Here is a 15,578-nt window from a genome sequence, read left to right on the forward strand (position 1 = left end):
CACAATGTCGCGAATCGGAAAACTCCCCGTAGTCGTCCCCTCGGGTGTCGAGGTGAACATCGATGGCCAGGCCGTCGCAGTGAAGGGCCCCAAGGGCAACCTCTCGCTGACGGTCGCCGAGCCCATCGTCGTCACCAAGGGTGATGACGGAGCAATCAACGTCACGCGTCCGAACGACGAGCGTCGCAGCCGTGCGCTGCACGGTCTGTCCCGGACCCTGGTGCAGAACCTCATCGTCGGCGTGACCGAGGGCTACACCACGAAGATGGAAATCTTCGGTGTCGGCTACCGCGTGGCCCTCAAGGGTAAGGACCTCGAGTTCTCCCTGGGCTACAGCCACCCGGTGCTGATCGAAGCGCCCGAGGGCATCACGTTTGCCGTCGAGACCCCGACGAAGTTCTCGATCACGGGGATCGACAAGCAGAAGGTCGGCCAGATCGCTGCCAACATCCGCCGGCTGCGCAAGTCCGACCCGTACAAGGGCAAGGGCATCCGCTACGAGGGTGAACAGGTCCGTCGCAAGGTCGGAAAGACGGGTAAGTGATCATGAGCCAGACCGAGAACCAGAAGGCAAAGCGCATTCCGCGCGGCAAGGACGTGTCCACCACGCGTCGCCTCTCGAAGACGCGTCGTCACTTCCGCCTCCGCAAGAAGATCTCCGGCACCACCGAGCGTCCGCGTCTCGTCGTGAACCGGTCGTCGCGTCACATGCATGTGCAGTTGATCGACGACCTGACGGGTACGACCCTCGCCGCAGCTTCGACCATCGAACCCGATGTGCGTGCTGTCGAGGGCGACAAGAAGGCTCGTGGCGCGAAGGTCGGTCAGCTGATCGCCGAGCGCGCCAAGGCTGCCGGCGTGGAGGCCGTGGTCTTCGACCGCGGTGGCCACACCTACAGCGGCCGCATCGCGGCCCTCGCGGACGCGGCTCGCGAAAGCGGGTTGAAGTTCTGATGATGACTTTTTCGAACGGAAGGAACGCCTGATGCCGGGACGTCAGCGGCGTGACGGCGGCAGCGGCCCTGCCGGCCAGAACCCCAACAGCAGCAGCAGCGGTGACAACCGCGGCGGTCGTGACCGCCGTGACCGCGACTCGCGTGGCGGCAACGCTGCCGAGAAGTCGAACTACATCGAGCGTGTCGTCTCGATCAACCGTGTGTCGAAGGTCGTCAAGGGCGGCCGTCGCTTCAGCTTCACCGCTCTGGTGATCGTGGGCGACGGTAACGGCTTGGTCGGCGTCGGCTACGGCAAGGCCAAGGAAGTTCCCGCGGCCATCCAGAAGGGCGTCGAAGAGGCTCGCAAGGGCTTCTTCCGCGTGCCGATGATCGCCACCACCATCACTCACCCGGTTCAGGGTGAGGCCGCAGCAGGCATCGTCATGCTGCGTCCGGCTTCGCCGGGTACCGGTGTTATCGCCGGTGGCGCGGTGCGTGCCGTGCTGGAGTGCGCGGGCATCTCCGACATCCTGTCGAAGTCCCTGGGCTCCGACAACGCCATCAATGTGGTGCACGCGACGGTTGCGGCTCTCAAGAGCCTGCAGCGTCCGGAAGAGGTTGCGGCTCGCCGTGGTCTCTCCCTCGAGGAAGTTGCCCCCGCCGGCATGCTTCGCGCCCGTGCACAGGCTGCTGGGAGCGTGAAGTAATGGCAGAGCTGAAGATCACCCAGATCAAGAGCACCATCGGCGCCAAGTCGAATCAGCGGGACAGCCTGCGCACCCTCGGTCTGCGGAAGATCCGTCAGTCCGTCGTCCGCGAGGACAATGCGCAGAACCGTGGCTTGATCAACGTGGTGCGTCACCTCGTGACCGTTGAGGAGGTCTGAAAATGACCATCAAGCTGCATCACCTGCGCCCGGCTCCGGGCGCGAAGACCGAAAAGACCCGCGTCGGACGTGGCGAGGGTTCCAAGGGCAAGACCGCTGGTCGCGGTACGAAGGGTACGAAGGCACGTAAGAACGTGTCGGCAGCCTTCGAAGGTGGCCAGATGCCGATTCACATGCGTCTCCCGAAGCTCAAGGGCTTCAAGAACGCATTCCGCACCGAGTACCAGATCGTCAATGTCGGCGACATCGCACGGGTGTTCCCCGAGGGTGGCCAGATCGGCATCGACGAGCTCGTCTCGAACGGACTGGTCCGCAAGAACCAGCTCGTGAAGGTGCTCGGCGAGGGCGAGCTGTCGGTGGCCGTGCAGGTCACCGCCAACAAGTTCTCGGGCTCCGCCAAGGAAAAGATCGCCGCTGCCGGCGGCACCACGACCGAACTGGTCTGACCTGTTCGATCATGTGAGCCAAGGCTCGCGAACGGCCGCGTTGCAGAACCCTGCATCGCGGCCGTTCGTGCTTTCACCGAGTTGAAGTACGCTACCGGCGTACTCGCCCGCTGAGGGCACACTGTTAGAGTTTTAGAGTTGTCTACTTTTCCGACGGGTCCGAAGTCGACCCGCCGTCCCCGATCGGCCTGCCAGGAGGATCTTTGCTTTCCGCCTTCGTTTCGGCCCTCAGGACACCGGACCTGAGGCGGAAGATTCTCATCGCCCTCGGTCTCGTGGCCCTGTATCGCCTCGGTGCGACCGTGCCGTCCCCGGGCGTCGACTACGGCAACGTCCAGGCCTGTGTCGATCAGCTTGCCGGTGGCGATCAAGCCGGCATCTACTCGTTGATCAATCTCTTCTCCGGTGGTGCGCTGCTGCAGCTGTCGGTGTTCGCGATCGGCATCATGCCGTTCATTACCGCGAGCATCATCGTCCAGTTGCTCACCGTCGTCATCCCTCGCTTCGAGGAGTTGCGCAAGGAAGGCCAGTCCGGCCAGGCCAAGATGACGCAGTACACGCGTTATCTGGCCGTCGCACTCGCTGTTCTCCAAGCCACCGGCATCGTGGCCCTCGCCGCCCGTGGGCAGCTGCTCCAGGGCTGTTCCGAGCCGATCCTCGCCGATGACAGCATCTTCGCGATGGTCATCATCGTCCTGGTCATGACCGCCGGTGCCGCCGTCGTCATGTGGTTCGGCGAACTCATCACCGAGCGCGGTGTCGGCAACGGTATGTCGCTGCTGATCTTCTCGGGTATCGCTGCGGCGCTCCCGACCGAGGGTCGCACCATCCTCGAGTCGCGCGGCGGTCTCGTCTTCGCGATCGTCTGCGTGGTGGCCCTGGTCATCATCACCGGCGTCGTGTTCGTCGAGCAGGGCCAGCGCCGTATCCCGGTCCAGTACGCCAAGCGCATGGTGGGCCGGCGCATGTACGGCGGTTCGTCGACGTACCTGCCGCTCAAGGTCAACCAGGCCGGCATCATCCCGGTCATCTTCGCGTCGTCGCTGCTGTACCTGCCGAACCTCATCGGGCAGCTCACCGGCGCGACATCGGCGGTCGAGCCGAACTGGTGGCAGCGCATCGTCAACACGTACCTGATCGATCCGAGCAACCCCGTCTACATCTCGATCTACTTCGCGTTGATCGTCTTCTTCGTGTTCTTCTACGTCGCGATCACCTTCAACCCGGAGGAACGCGCCGACGAGATGAAGAAGTACGGCGGCTTCATTCCGGGCATCCGTCCGGGCCGGCCCACCGCCGAGTACCTCAGCTTCGTGCTCAACCGCATCACGGTCCCGGGCTCGATCTACCTCGGTCTCATCGCAACCCTGCCGAACTTCTTCTTGTCCGGGGGCCAGACCGCCTCGAGCATTTTCGGTGGCGCCGCGGTGCTCATTCTTGTCAGTGTCGCGCTGGACACCGTCAAGCAGATCGAAAGTCAATTGATGCAGCGTAACTACGAAGGGTTCCTCAAGTGAGACTTGTACTCCTCGGTCCTCCCGGTGCCGGAAAGGGCACGCAGGCCGCGATCCTGTCCGACAAGCTCGGTGTCCCCGCGATCTCGACCGGCGATCTGTTCCGCGCCAACATCGGGCAGGGAACGCCGCTCGGCGTCGAGGCCAAGAAGTACATCGACGCGGGAGACCTCGTACCCGCGGAGATCACGAACAACATGGTGCGTGACCGTCTCGGCGAGCCCGACGCGGCACACGGCTTCCTTCTCGACGGCTTCCCGCGCAGCGTCGAGCAGGCCAAGGAACTCGAGAACATCCTGCAGGACCTGGGCGTGGCCCTCGACGGCGTGCTGTCCTTCGTCATCGACGAGGACGTCGTCGTCGGGCGCATGCTCGCCCGCGGCCGCGCCGACGACACCGAGGACGTCATCCGCAATCGCCTCCGGGTCTACCGCGAGGAGACAGCTCCGCTGCTCGACTACTACCGCGACGCGATCATCACGGTCGACGCCATCGGTGACGTCGAGGAGATCAACGCCCGGGCGCTCGCAGCGCTCGGCAAGTAACACGTAGGAAGTTTCGACATGGGTTTCGGGCGCAAGCGCAAGGTGGTTCCGTTCCGGACGGCCGGTGAACTCGACGCGATGGCGGCTGCCGGCGCGATCGTCGGTGCCGCACTCGTTGCGGTGAGGGATGCGGCGAAGCCGGGCGTGAGCACCCTGGAACTCGACCGGGTGGCGGAAGCGGTGATCCGTGATGCGGGCGCCGTTCCGTCCTTCCTGGGATACCACGGTTTCACCGGGTCGATCTGCTCGTCGGTCAACGACCGCGTGGTCCACGGCATCCCGTCGGCGGACGACATCCTCGCCGAAGGCGATCTGGTCTCCATCGACTGCGGCGCGATCCTCGACGGCTGGCACGGCGACTCGGCATGGACATTCGGGGTCGGTGAACTCGCACAGGACGACGCCGATCTGAGCGAGGCGACGCGGCTGTCGATGGAAGCCGGTATCGCGGCGATGCTTCCGGGCAACCGTCTCACCGACGTCTCGCACGCGATCGAGAACGGCACGCACGCCGCCGAGAAGCTGTTCGGCCGTTCCTTCGGGATCGTGGACGGCTACGGCGGCCACGGCATCGGCCGCGAAATGCACATGGAGCCCTTCCTGGCGAACGAAGGCGCGCCTGGCAAGGGACCGCAACTGGTGGTCGGATCGGTGCTCGCGATCGAGCCCATGCTCACTCTCGGCACGTACGAGACCGAGGTGCTCGAAGACGACTGGACCGTGGTCACGTCGGACGGCAGCCGCGCCGCGCATTGGGAGCACACCGTCGCGGTCACCGAGTCGGGCCCGCGCATCCTCACGCTGCGCCCCGAGTAGCGGCGTTCGTCACACCTCGACGATCAGGGTCACCGGCCCGTCGTTGACGAGGCTCACCTCCATGTGTGCGCCGAACACTCCCGTTTCGACGTGTGCGCCGAGCGCACGCAACGCGGACGTGAACTCCTCGACGAGAGGTTCCGCCACACTGCGCGGCGCCGCCGCCGACCAGGACGGCCGCCGGCTCTTCCGGGTGTCGGCCATCAGCGTGAACTGGCTGACGACCAGCACCGGAGCGCCCACATCGGACGCAGATCTCTCGTCGTCGAGGATGCGCATCGTCCACACCTTGCGGGCGAGTGTCGCCGCTGTCGCCGCGTCGTCGTCGTGGGTCACCCCCACGAGCACGAGCAGACCGTGCCCGCCGGGTGGGGGAGTGATCCGGGCAACCTCGTCGCCCTCCACCGCAACCGACGCGGTCGTCACCCGCTGAATCAGCGCCCGCAACTCGTGTCCTCCTCGTCCGTCTCCATTTGGCCTGGTGGGAAAACTCCCGTAGCATTGACCGGTGGTGCGCGCTGCGCTCCGGGTCGGTACGTGTCGAATCTCGATTCGCGCGACTTCCGGAGGCCGAGCGTCACGGTATCGGATGCCGATGCAACCACACATCGAACGACGGATCGCGGAGGATATGGCTAAGAAAGACGGGGCAATCGAGGTCGAGGGCCGGGTTGTCGAACCACTGCCCAATGCGATGTTCCGCATCGAGCTGGAGAACGGTCATAAAGTTCTGGCCCATATCAGCGGCAAGATGCGCCAGCACTACATTCGTATCCTTCCCGAGGACCGCGTGGTCGTGGAGCTTTCGCCCTACGACTTGACGCGTGGACGCATCGTCTACCGGTACAAGTAGAAGCTTCCCCGGCTATACGGTCGGGGGGAACCCTGTCTTCGGTCGCGGTCAGCCGTGTCCGGGGGCGCACATACAGGAGATCGGACGCACGTGAAGGTTCAGCCTAGCGTCAAGAAGATCTGCGAGAAGTGCAAGGTGATCCGTCGTAACGGACGGGTCATGGTGATCTGCGAGAACCTGCGTCACAAGCAGCGTCAGGGCTAGATCGGACCTTCGTCTCGAAGATCTGCTTGGCAACAAGCAAAGAAGACCTTCCAGCACCAGTCGCACGGTTACGATCCTCGATCAGTCGAGGAGCTGTGCGATCAACCCCCGGTTCGGAGGCCGGGGCCCCACTGTGTTTATCGACTTACACAGTTTTTCGACGCAGGGGACGGGCTGGGAGAAGACCTCCGCACACCGAATAGGAATGCCACATGGCACGTCTCGCAGGTGTCGATCTACCCCGTGAAAAGCGGATGGAGATCGCACTCACTTACATCTACGGCATCGGCCGTACGCGCTCCCAGGAAATCCTTGCGGCGACCGGCGTGAACCCGGATCTGCGCAGCAAGGATCTGTCCGACGAGGATCTCGCCAAGCTCCGCGAGCACATCGAGGAAAGCTACAAGGTCGAGGGTGACCTCCGCCGCGAGGTCCAGGCGGATATCCGCCGCAAGATCGAGATCGGCTGCTACCAGGGCCTGCGGCATCGTCGTGGTCTGCCCGTGCGTGGACAGCGCACCAAGACCAACGCCCGTACCCGCAAGGGTCCGAAGCGCACCGTCGCAGGAAAGAAGAAGTAATGCCTCCCAAGTCACGCACCGCCGGTCCGAAGAAGACCCAGAAGGCACGGCGCAGGGACAAGAAGAATGTTCCGCACGGCGCCGCTCACATCAAGAGCACCTTCAACAACACCATCGTGTCCATCACCGATCCCCAGGGCAACGTGATCTCCTGGGCGTCGTCGGGCCACGTCGGCTTCAAGGGTTCGCGCAAGTCGACCCCGTTCGCCGCCCAGCTCGCCGCCGAGAGCGCTGCCCGCAAGGCGCAGGAGCACGGTGTCAAGAAGGTCGACGTTTTCGTGAAGGGCCCCGGTTCGGGCCGCGAAACCGCGATCCGCTCCCTCCAGGCCGCAGGCCTCGAGGTCGGCACCATCTCCGACGTCACGCCCCAGCCGCACAATGGTTGCCGTCCGCCCAAGCGGCGTCGCGTCTAATACGGGAAAGGAAAAGGTTCTAAGTCATGGCACGTTATACCGGTCCCGTTACACGTAAGTCGCGTCGTCTCCGCGTCGACCTGGTCGGAGGCGATCAGGCCTTCGAGCGCCGCCCCTACCCGCCCGGCCAGCACGGCCGCGCGCGGATCAAGGAGAGCGAGTACCTGCTCCAGCTGCAGGAGAAGCAGAAGGCTCGCTTCTCCTACGGAATCATGGAGAAGCAGTTCCGTCGTTACTACGAGGAAGCCGCCAGCCGTCCCGGTAAGACCGGTGAGGTGCTGCTGACCATCCTCGAGTCGCGTCTGGACAACGTCGTCTACCGTGCCGGCCTCGCCCGCACGCGTCGTCAGGCTCGTCAGCTCGTCAGCCACGGCCACTTCCTGGTCAACGGCAAGAAGGTCGACGTTCCCAGCTACCGCGTCTCGCAGTACGACATCATCGATGTCCGCGAGAAGTCGCTGAGCACGCTGCCCTTCCAGGTGGCCCGTGAGACCCAGGGCGATCGCCCGATCCCGGGTTGGCTGCAGGTCGTCGGTTCGCGTCTGCGGGTGCTGGTTCACCAGCTGCCCGAGCGCGCACAGATCGACGTCCCGCTGCAGGAACAGCTCATCGTCGAGTACTACTCGAAGTAAGGCACTTCGTGCCGTGTGTTTCTCCGGTCCTTCGGGCCGGAGAAACACACACCCATCCACCAGGGCGTCAAATAGCGGACGCCCACAAGGAGGCAACAGATGCTCATTTCGCAGCGACCCACCCTGACCGAAGAGGTCATCGCTGACAACCGTTCGAAGTTCGTCATCGAACCCCTCGAGCCTGGCTTCGGGTACACACTCGGCAACTCGCTTCGTCGCACCCTGCTCTCCTCGATCCCGGGCGCAGCCGTCACCAGCATTCGCATCGACGGCGTGCTCCACGAGTTCACCACGGTTCCGGGGGTGAAGGAGGATGTCACCGACATCATCCTGAACCTCAAGGGCCTCGTGGTCGGCTCGGAAGAGGACGAGCCGGTCACCATGTACGTCCGCAAGCAGGGTCCCGGCACCGTTACGGCCGGCGACATCGTCCCCCCGGCCGGTGTCACCATCCATAACCCGGACCTGCACATCGCCACCCTGAACGACAAGGGAAAGCTGGAGATCGAGCTCGTCGTCGAGCGCGGTCGCGGCTACGTCCCCGCCGTCCAGAACAAGGCGTCCGGCGCCGAGATCGGCCGTATCCCGGTCGACTCGATCTACTCGCCGGTGCTCAAGGTGACGTACAAGGTGGAAGCGACCCGCGTCGAGCAGCGCACCGACTTCGATCGGCTGATTCTCGACGTGGAGACCAAGAACTCCATCACGGCGCGGGACGCGCTCGCTTCGGCGGGCAAGACCCTCGTGGAGCTCTTCGGTCTGGCTCGTGAGCTGAATGTCGAAGCAGAAGGTATCGAGATCGGTCCCTCGCCCGCCGAGGCCGACCACATCGCCTCCTTCGGACTTCCGATCGAGGACCTCGACCTCACGGTCCGGTCCTACAACTGCCTCAAGCGCGAAGGCGTTCACACCGTCGGTGAGCTCGTGGCACGCACGGAGTCCGATCTGCTCGACATCCGCAACTTCGGTCAGAAGTCCATCGATGAGGTCAAGGTCAAGCTGCACTCGCTCGGCCTGTCGCTCAAGGACAGCCCCGCTTCGTTCGACCCCAGCACCGTCGCCGGCTACGACGCCGCGACCGGTACCTGGAGCGATACCGAGCCCGGCTCCTTCAGTGAGCCCGACGGCAACGAGGACTACGCCGAGACCGAGCAGCTGTAGCAGCTCACGGTCCGTTACTAGGAGAAAATCATGCCCAAGCCCAAGAAGGGCGCCCGCTTCGGCGGGTCGGCCTCGCACCAGAAGGCGATCTTCGCCAACCTGGCCACCGCGCTCTTCGAGCACGGCCGCATCACCACCACCGAGTCCAAGGCCAAGGCCCTGCGCCCGTATGCCGAGAAGCTCGTCACGCACGCAAAGGCCAACACGTTGGCTTCGCGTCGTGAGGTGCTGAAGGTCCTCCGCAACAAGGACGTCGTCCACACGCTGTTCGCGGAGATCGGTCCTTCCTTCGAGGATCGCAACGGTGGCTACACCCGCATCATCAAGACGATGCCGCGCAAGGGCGACAACGCCCCCATGGCGGTCATCGAGCTCGTCCGTGAGAAGACGGTCAGCAACGAGGCGGATCGCGCTCGCCGCGTCGCCGCGTCGCAGTCTGCTCCGGCTGCCGAGGACAACGTGGTGGAGGCCGTCGAGGCCGACGCCACCGATGCCCAGGTCGAGAACGCGGATGCCGTCATCGAGTCGATCGAGGACGACACCGCTACGGCCGCCGATGCCGACGAGGCCAAGAAGGACTAGTTCCCTTGGTTTCGGCATCTGCTGAAGCACACGAGCCCGCCGACCCTTCCGAGGGCGGCGGGCTCGTCGCTTCCCACGACCCCGCTGTTGCGGACGGGCCCGAGCTCACCCGGCTCCGGCTCGACATCGCGTACGACGGCACCGACTTCTCCGGATGGGCACGACAGCCCGGCCGCCGCACCGTGTGCGGCGAGATCGAGGAGAAACTCGGCGCGATCGTGCGTACCCCTGTGCTGCTCACCGTCGCGGGCCGGACCGACGCCGGGGTGCACGCCTCCGGTCAGGTCGCGCACGTCGACGTTCCCACCGCGGCACTGCCCGATGACCCTTCGCGCTGGATCCGGCGACTGGCACGGTTCCTTCCGCGCGATATCCGGGTGACCGGAATCTCCGTGGCGCCGGAGCATTTCGATGCGCGGTTCTCCGCGATCCGCCGCCACTACGAATACCGATTGACGACGGCGCCGTACGGTGCGGAGCCGTTGCGTGCGCGCGACACCGTGGCGTGGCCGAAGACCGTCGACCTCGAGGCGATGCAGCGCGCATCCCGATCGCTTCTCGGATTGCACGATTTCGCCGCGTTCTGCAAACGCCGCGACGGTGCCACGACGGTCCGTGAACTCCAGCGCTACGACTGGTCGCGGGACGGTGACATTCTCACCGCCTATGTCAGCGCCGACGCGTTCTGCTGGTCGATGGTGCGAAGCCTCGTCGGTGCTGCCCTCGCCGTCGGTGAGGGCCGGCGCAGCGTCGAATGGATGACCGCGTTGCTGCAGGAGCGCGAGCGCGCCGCATCGGTGGCCGTCGCGCCCGCGCACGGACTCTCGCTCGTGCGCGTCGATTATCCGGCGGACGACGAACTCGCCGCACGCAACGTCGCGACCCGCGAAGTCCGCGGGCCCATCGTGCCGGGTTGCTGCTGACGGTCTCGTCCCGTCCCATGTCCTGTCGCGCCGGCCGGCGCAGCGGGAGTCCTGCCGTCTTCTGCTGCAGCGTTACCGGATTGTCGGCGCCGACCCATTGACACTGCTCACTTTGCGTTGCAAAGTGAACGGCATGAACCCTCCCTCGCACAGTGAACGCGACGCCGACCAGGCGCGGGATCTCATCACCGACATCGACCAGTGGTCGCGGCAGGGGAGAAGGCTGTCGTCGCCCGCGTGGTTCCCACTTCTCGTCGTGTCCGTCGCGGTGTTTGCGGCACTACCGGCCGCGCTTCTGCTCGGCGGCAACGCGACGGGTTACTGGGCTGTCGTGGCTCCGCTTTCCGCGGTGGTCACGGGGTGGTACTTCGCCACCCGTCGCGTGCAGTTACCGATGATGCGCGGCACGATCGTGTTCGCAACCGGCGTCGTGATGCTCCTCGTCGTCGCCGGCTTCCTGCTGTGGTTCGCCGGGGACAGCGCAGACTTCCTGCCCTGGCTCGTGATCGCCTGCGGTTTCGGGATATTCGCTCTGATGTGGCGATCGGCGCCGACCGGTTTCTTCGCCGCAGCGACCGCGGTGGCGATCGTGGTCGTCGCGCTCGGTGGCTGGGGGAACGTAGGGGTGATCATGACGCTCGTCGTCGGAACGGGAGCGGTCGCGGCGGCCATGGTCGAACTCGCGCAGGCGGATCCGGGACGTGCACATGCCTGACACGTCTTCTCCGGACGAGCATCCGACGCTCGGCCTCGACGACGTCGTCCACCAACGCACCCGCCTCGGAATTCTCTCGCTTCTCCGAGACGGTGCGTCGATGCAATTCGGGGTGCTCCGAGAAACGCTGCGCCTGACGGACGGAAATCTGAACCGTCATCTCAAAGTGCTCGTCGACGCGGGACTGCTCGAGAGCACGCGTGAAGAAGGCAAAGGACGCACACGTACCTGGGTCACGATCACCCCGTCCGGTCGCGCCGCGCTCGACGCGGAGATCGCCGCGCTCCGCGCGCTGATCGGCGCGCACGACTAGACGGAGACTCGCCCGGTGCCGGAGACCGCCGGTCGGCTCAGCCGGCGAGGGACCGTGCGATCACCAGACGCTGAATCTGATTGGTGCCCTCGAAGATCTGCGTGATCTTGGCGTCGCGCATGAACCGTTCGACGGGGAAGTCGCGCGTGTACCCGTAGCCGCCGAGCACCTGCACGGCATCGGTGGTGACCTTCATGGCGGCGTCCGTCGCGACGAGTTTCGCAACCGAGGCCTGGCGCGAGTAGGGGAGACCCGCGTCCTTGCGGCGCGCGGCGTCGAGGTAGGTGGCGCGGGCGGAGTCCACTGCCGCCGCCATGTCGGCGAGGACGAATCCGAGACCCTGGTGGTCGATGATGCGCTTGCCGAACGCCTTGCGTTCCTTGGCGTAGGCGGTGGCCTCGTCGAGCGCTGCCTGTGCGATACCGGTGGCAACGGCGGCGATGCCGAGGCGGCCCGAATCCAGCGCGCTGAACGCGATGGGCAACCCCTGGCCTTCGGCGCCGATACGGCGGTCGGCGGGGACGAACGCGTCGTCGTAATGTGCTGCGGTGGTGGGAATCGCGTGCAGGCCCATCTTCTCCTCGGGCTTGCCGAAGCTCAGGCCCTCGGTTCCGTCGGGCACGAGGAAACACGAGATGCCCTTCGAACCGGTGTCCGCGGTACGAGCGAACAGCGTGTAGAAATCGGCCTTGCCACCGTTGGTGATCCACGCCTTCGATCCGGTGATGCGGTATCCACCGTCGACCGCGGTCGCCCGGCACGCGAGGGCGGCGGCATCCGATCCGGCCTGCGGCTCGGACAGGCTGTATGCGCCGATGGTGTTGCCACCGAGCATGTCCGGAAGCCACGCGTTCTTCTGTTCGTCGGTGCCGTGGGTGGCCAGAGCGAAACAGGAGAGGCCGTGCACACTCACCGCGACCGCGACCGCAGCCCACCGGGCTCCGAGTTCTTCGAGGACCTGGAGGTAGACCTCGTACGGCTGGTCGCCGCCGCCGAACTCTTCGGGGTACGGCAGGCTCAGCAGTCCGGCCGCACCGAGTGCCGGGAACACACCCTCCGGGAACGTCTCGGCGCGCTCGTGCTCGTCGACGCGCGGGGCCAAGACCTTGTCGGCGACGTCGCGGGTCAGCTCGATCAGGTCGTAGGCCTCTTGGGTGGGCAGAAGACGCTCGACAGCCACAGGATTCCTCCCTCAGAAAACAGTACTGAGAACGATACTGCAGTACTGTCGTAAGTATGACAAGAGCGGAGACGCGCCGGACGACAGCGCGCCGGGCCCAACTGTTCGACCAGCTCGTCGCGATGTTTCTGGCCGAGGGCTTCACGCACCTCACCCTCGACGACATAGCCGCCCGCCTCCACTGCTCGAAGTCCACGCTCTACGCGCTCGCGGAGAACAAGGACCGGCTCGTCTACGCCGTCACGGTGCACTTCTTCCGGGGTGCCACCGAGCGCGTCGAAGCAGAACTCGCACGCAGTACAGGAGCGGAAGCGCGGATCCGCACCTACCTCGAGGCGGTCGGACGGCAACTCGAACCGGCATCCGCGCGCTTCATGGAGGACATCGCCCGAACTCCCGTCGCCCGCGAGGTGTACGAGCGCAACACCCGGATGGCGGCAGATCGGGTGCGCACGCTGATCTCCGAGGGTGTCGACGCGGGCGATCTCCGCGACGTGCACGCGGCCTTCGTCGCCGACGTCGTCGCGTCCGTCATGGTTCGAATCCAGCAACGGCAGGTCGCCGAGGCGACGGGACTGGCCGACGCCCAGGCCTACCGCGAACTGGCGGCGCTCCTGACGCACGGTCTCACCACCTGACCGAGCCTAGGATCGCAGGCATGGACCCACAGATCGGGACCGGGCCGGTCCGCCTCGAGATCGTCGTGGCCAGCGTGCGCGCCGGACGCGTCGCACCGGTGGTCGCCCACTGGTTCGCCGAGACCGCTCGGCGCCGAGCAGAATTCGATGTGGGAATCATCGACCTCGCGGACACTCCCTTACCGCAGGATCTGTCGGGAGGGCCCGAAGCCGACGCGTTCACCCGCCGGGTGGGCGCGGCCGAAGCGTTCGTCGTGGTCACCTCGGAGTACAACCACGGTTATCCGGCCGCGCTCAAGACCGCGATCGACACCGTGAAACACGAATGGCGCACCAAACCGATCGGATTCGTCTCCTACGGCGGGCTGTCCGGCGGTCTGCGCGCCGTCGAGCAACTCCGGCAGGTCGTCGTCGAGGTGCACATGGTACCGGTCCGCGAATCGGTGAGCTTCCACCGCGTCAAGCACGCGTTCGCGCAGGACGGCACCACCACCGACGGGGCGGCGATCGATGCGGCGGAGCGCATGCTCGACCAGATCGATTGGTGGGCGCGGACTGTGCGGGCGGGGCAGGCTCGCACGGAATATCCCGGCTGAGCGGGGCAGTCAGGACACCGGAACAGGTTCGGGACTCCGCGGCCGTCCGATGTGGGTGGTCTCGGCGGCAATGGTCACGAGCGTGAGGCGCACGCGGGTGCCGGCTGTCGTGAGCAGGATCCGGTCTCCCGATGCGCCCGGTTGGTGAAGCAAGACCGTGGGGCGTTCTCCGGGCAGGCTGTCCGGGTGCATCTGCACGTGAATCGCGCTGACCTGGGGCGGAACCGTCGTGGGCCGCACGCCGTCGTAGACCACGGTGTCGAACTTCCGGTCGTCGGCGTACTCACCTGCCACGCGAAGCCGATCCGGTCCGGCAGCACCGTCGAGCAGTGGTCGCCACGCACCGACCCGGTCGGTGTACAGGAGAACCCGCGCTCCCACGGCCACCGCTCTGAACACGACCTGCTGTGCCAGGTACAACTCACCCGCGACATGCACAGAGCGGATCCCGGGGCCGAAGAGTCGCACGGTGACCGCACGCCCGGCATCGTCCGAACCGATGAGCTGACCGCAACCGCCCGGTGGCAGTGCGAGCCCATCCAGTTCGCCGGCACTCACATCACGCAACGGCGCCACGTGCTCGAGCCGCGGAGCCGCGACCGGCAAGGCGGCGGTCAACGACTCCCGGTCGAGCCCGTACGGGCAGCGGAGTCCGGGCAGCGCGGGAACGACAGGTGATCTCGTGGTGAACCGAGCCGATCCCGCGACCCGGACGGCGCCATGATCTCCCGGCCGCAGCCGGACCACGAGTGTCGAGGAGAGGGCGGGATAGGTCCACACGCTGGTCGCTGCTCGCCGACCGAATCGGCGGGGGTCGAAGTAGCCACCGCTGTTGAAGCCCATCGGGAGGGGGACGTGATGTGGGTGCCGCGCGAATTCGGCGGGCGCGACACCGTGCGCGACGCGACGCGACGCGTTCTCGATGTCGGAGGCGCTGAGAATGATTCCCGCACAACCTCCTTCGTCGAGCACTCGCACGACGCGCCGCGCCGCCGCCGCGACGGTGCGTGCCGCCCCTTCCGCTCCGCCGCCGCGCCGGGCGATCGCCTCACCACAGGTCGACACGTCGAGACGGAGAGCGAGCCAGACCGTTCGCTCGGCTGCAGCGGGCAGCGGACCCAGCAGGTGTGCGTAGACCTGCCCTGCCGGGCTCGAATCGCGTACCCGCCATCCGTGCGTCACCACATCGATCCCGTCGAGGGTGACGTCGTGCCGGCGCAGGCACGATGCGATCGCGTCGAGCGGCAGCGTGACCTCGGCCTCGACGCTGTCGCGCCCCAGTCGCATGACCTGCCCGGGCCGCGACACGACTTCGACGACCGCCGTCACGTATGGAGCGTCCCAGCTCAGACCGATCGGGCGCCCGGCCGGCTGCGGGAAGTCGCGCAGGACCGCTTCGTGTCCGCGTCGTCCGAACCGGTAGCGCACCAGTGTGGAGGCGAACGTGATCGCATCGACTCCGCGAACGGGGATGATCAGGGCCGCCGCGACGAGCGCGCCCGCCGCTACCGCCGGCCACATCCGCCCGGTGGCACCGTGCACTGCGGCCCACACCGCCACCGCAGAGATCTGTGCGATCACCAGACGAGTGACGGCAACGGATTTCGTCCGTCCCGCCGCCGCCGAAGCCCCAGCCATGTCTCCC

At 66.0% G+C, this 15,578-nt stretch carries 23 protein-coding genes; 20 read left to right on the top strand and 3 right to left on the bottom strand.

The annotated features are described in order from the left end of the window. The first annotated feature begins 4 nt into the window (after positions 1–4). From rplF to map, 8 genes are all read left to right on the top strand, one after another. The gene (gene rplF / locus HF886_RS03725; RefSeq protein WP_169619966.1) at positions 5–544 is read left to right on the top strand and encodes a 50S ribosomal protein L6; all 540 of its coding nucleotides are present in this window, start codon (positions 5–7) and stop codon (positions 542–544) included. A 2-nt stretch (positions 545–546) separates the two neighbouring features. Then, on the top strand, positions 547–954 hold the full coding sequence (gene rplR, locus HF886_RS03730) for a 50S ribosomal protein L18 (RefSeq protein ID WP_169619965.1): 408 nt from the start codon (positions 547–549) through the stop codon (positions 952–954). Between the two features lie 31 nt (positions 955–985). After that, a complete protein-coding gene (gene rpsE, locus HF886_RS03735; RefSeq protein WP_169619964.1) occupies positions 986–1,642 on the top strand; it encodes a 30S ribosomal protein S5 in 657 nt (218 codons plus the stop codon). After that, positions 1,642–1,821 carry a 50S ribosomal protein L30 gene (gene rpmD, locus HF886_RS03740; RefSeq protein ID WP_006554593.1) on the top strand — a complete coding sequence of 60 codons (180 nt, stop codon included), beginning with the start codon at positions 1,642–1,644 and terminating at the stop codon, positions 1,819–1,821. The genes rpsE and rpmD overlap by 1 nt, the downstream gene beginning before the upstream one ends. Before the next feature lie 2 nt (positions 1,822–1,823). Next, positions 1,824–2,267 carry a 50S ribosomal protein L15 gene (gene rplO / locus HF886_RS03745; RefSeq protein ID WP_169619963.1) on the top strand — a complete coding sequence of 148 codons (444 nt, stop codon included), beginning with the start codon at positions 1,824–1,826 and terminating at the stop codon, positions 2,265–2,267. Positions 2,268–2,470: 203 nt separating this feature from the next. Next, positions 2,471–3,784, top strand: coding sequence for a preprotein translocase subunit SecY (secY, locus tag HF886_RS03750; protein ID WP_169619962.1), 1,314 nt, complete (start codon positions 2,471–2,473; stop codon positions 3,782–3,784). Further along, the gene (locus tag HF886_RS03755) at positions 3,781–4,326 is read left to right on the top strand and encodes an adenylate kinase (protein WP_169619961.1); all 546 of its coding nucleotides are present in this window, start codon (positions 3,781–3,783) and stop codon (positions 4,324–4,326) included. The genes secY and HF886_RS03755 overlap by 4 nt, the downstream gene beginning before the upstream one ends. Positions 4,327–4,344: 18 nt before the next feature. Further along, positions 4,345–5,142 (top strand): type I methionyl aminopeptidase, encoded by a 798-nt coding sequence (gene map / locus HF886_RS03760; RefSeq protein ID WP_169619960.1) that lies wholly within the window; start codon positions 4,345–4,347, stop codon positions 5,140–5,142. A gap of 9 nt (positions 5,143–5,151) precedes the next feature. On the opposite strand, the gene dtd is transcribed toward map, so the two are convergent. Further along, positions 5,152–5,589: a D-aminoacyl-tRNA deacylase gene (gene dtd, locus HF886_RS03765; RefSeq protein WP_169651617.1), complete on the bottom strand. Its 438-nt coding sequence runs from the start codon at positions 5,587–5,589 to the stop codon at positions 5,152–5,154. A gap of 184 nt (positions 5,590–5,773) precedes the next feature. On the opposite strand from dtd, the gene infA reads away from it, so the two are divergent. The 10 genes from infA to HF886_RS03815 all read left to right on the top strand — a co-directional run bounded on the left by infA (position 5,774) and on the right by HF886_RS03815 (position 11,519). Then, positions 5,774–5,995: a translation initiation factor IF-1 gene (gene infA, locus HF886_RS03770; RefSeq protein ID WP_005140011.1), complete on the top strand. Its 222-nt coding sequence runs from the start codon at positions 5,774–5,776 to the stop codon at positions 5,993–5,995. A gap of 90 nt (positions 5,996–6,085) precedes the next feature. After that, complete coding sequence (gene rpmJ, locus HF886_RS03775) at positions 6,086–6,199, top strand: 50S ribosomal protein L36 (protein ID WP_003938068.1); 114 nt, start codon at positions 6,086–6,088, stop codon at positions 6,197–6,199. A 212-nt stretch (positions 6,200–6,411) separates the two neighbouring features. After that, positions 6,412–6,780, top strand: a complete 369-nt coding sequence (gene rpsM / locus HF886_RS03780; RefSeq protein ID WP_072699592.1) for a 30S ribosomal protein S13 — start codon at positions 6,412–6,414, stop codon at positions 6,778–6,780. Beyond that, complete coding sequence (gene rpsK / locus HF886_RS03785; protein ID WP_072699591.1) at positions 6,780–7,193, top strand: 30S ribosomal protein S11; 414 nt, start codon at positions 6,780–6,782, stop codon at positions 7,191–7,193. Before rpsM ends, rpsK begins: the two co-directional genes overlap by 1 nt. Before the next feature lie 26 nt (positions 7,194–7,219). Next, on the top strand, positions 7,220–7,825 hold the full coding sequence (gene rpsD, locus HF886_RS03790; RefSeq protein WP_169619958.1) for a 30S ribosomal protein S4: 606 nt from the start codon (positions 7,220–7,222) through the stop codon (positions 7,823–7,825). A gap of 99 nt (positions 7,826–7,924) precedes the next feature. Further along, entirely contained in the window at positions 7,925–8,986 is a 1,062-nt protein-coding gene (locus HF886_RS03795; RefSeq protein WP_169619957.1) for a DNA-directed RNA polymerase subunit alpha, read from the top strand. A gap of 30 nt (positions 8,987–9,016) precedes the next feature. Further along, positions 9,017–9,568: a 50S ribosomal protein L17 gene (rplQ, locus tag HF886_RS03800; protein WP_169619956.1), complete on the top strand. Its 552-nt coding sequence runs from the start codon at positions 9,017–9,019 to the stop codon at positions 9,566–9,568. Positions 9,569–9,573: 5 nt separating this feature from the next. After that, a complete protein-coding gene (gene truA, locus HF886_RS03805) occupies positions 9,574–10,491 on the top strand; it encodes a tRNA pseudouridine(38-40) synthase TruA (RefSeq protein ID WP_169619955.1) in 918 nt (305 codons plus the stop codon). A 133-nt stretch (positions 10,492–10,624) separates the two neighbouring features. Further along, complete coding sequence (locus HF886_RS03810; protein ID WP_169619954.1) at positions 10,625–11,206, top strand: hypothetical protein; 582 nt, start codon at positions 10,625–10,627, stop codon at positions 11,204–11,206. Continuing rightward, complete coding sequence (locus tag HF886_RS03815) at positions 11,199–11,519, top strand: transcriptional regulator (protein WP_169651618.1); 321 nt, start codon at positions 11,199–11,201, stop codon at positions 11,517–11,519. The genes HF886_RS03810 and HF886_RS03815 overlap by 8 nt, the downstream gene beginning before the upstream one ends. A 37-nt stretch (positions 11,520–11,556) precedes the next feature. Here the strand turns inward: HF886_RS03815 and HF886_RS03820 are convergent, their stop codons facing one another. Beyond that, a complete protein-coding gene (locus HF886_RS03820) occupies positions 11,557–12,699 on the bottom strand; it encodes an acyl-CoA dehydrogenase family protein (protein ID WP_169651619.1) in 1,143 nt (380 codons plus the stop codon). Positions 12,700–12,755: 56 nt separating this feature from the next. Between HF886_RS03820 and HF886_RS03825 the strand changes: the two genes are divergently transcribed. Together HF886_RS03825 and HF886_RS03830 are read left to right on the top strand one after the other, a co-directional pair. Continuing rightward, the gene (locus HF886_RS03825; RefSeq protein WP_169619951.1) at positions 12,756–13,337 is read left to right on the top strand and encodes a TetR/AcrR family transcriptional regulator; all 582 of its coding nucleotides are present in this window, start codon (positions 12,756–12,758) and stop codon (positions 13,335–13,337) included. A 20-nt stretch (positions 13,338–13,357) separates the two neighbouring features. Next, positions 13,358–13,933 (top strand): NAD(P)H-dependent oxidoreductase, encoded by a 576-nt coding sequence (locus tag HF886_RS03830; protein ID WP_169619950.1) that lies wholly within the window; start codon positions 13,358–13,360, stop codon positions 13,931–13,933. A 9-nt stretch (positions 13,934–13,942) separates the two neighbouring features. On the opposite strand, the gene eccE is transcribed toward HF886_RS03830, so the two are convergent. Further along, positions 13,943–15,571, bottom strand: coding sequence for a type VII secretion protein EccE (eccE, locus tag HF886_RS03835; RefSeq protein WP_169619949.1), 1,629 nt, complete (start codon positions 15,569–15,571; stop codon positions 13,943–13,945). Positions 15,572–15,578 lie beyond the last annotated feature (7 nt).

Origin of the sequence: Rhodococcus sp. 105337, assembly GCF_012844225.1 — a bacterium.
Lineage (GTDB): Bacteria > Actinomycetota > Actinomycetes > Mycobacteriales > Mycobacteriaceae > Rhodococcus.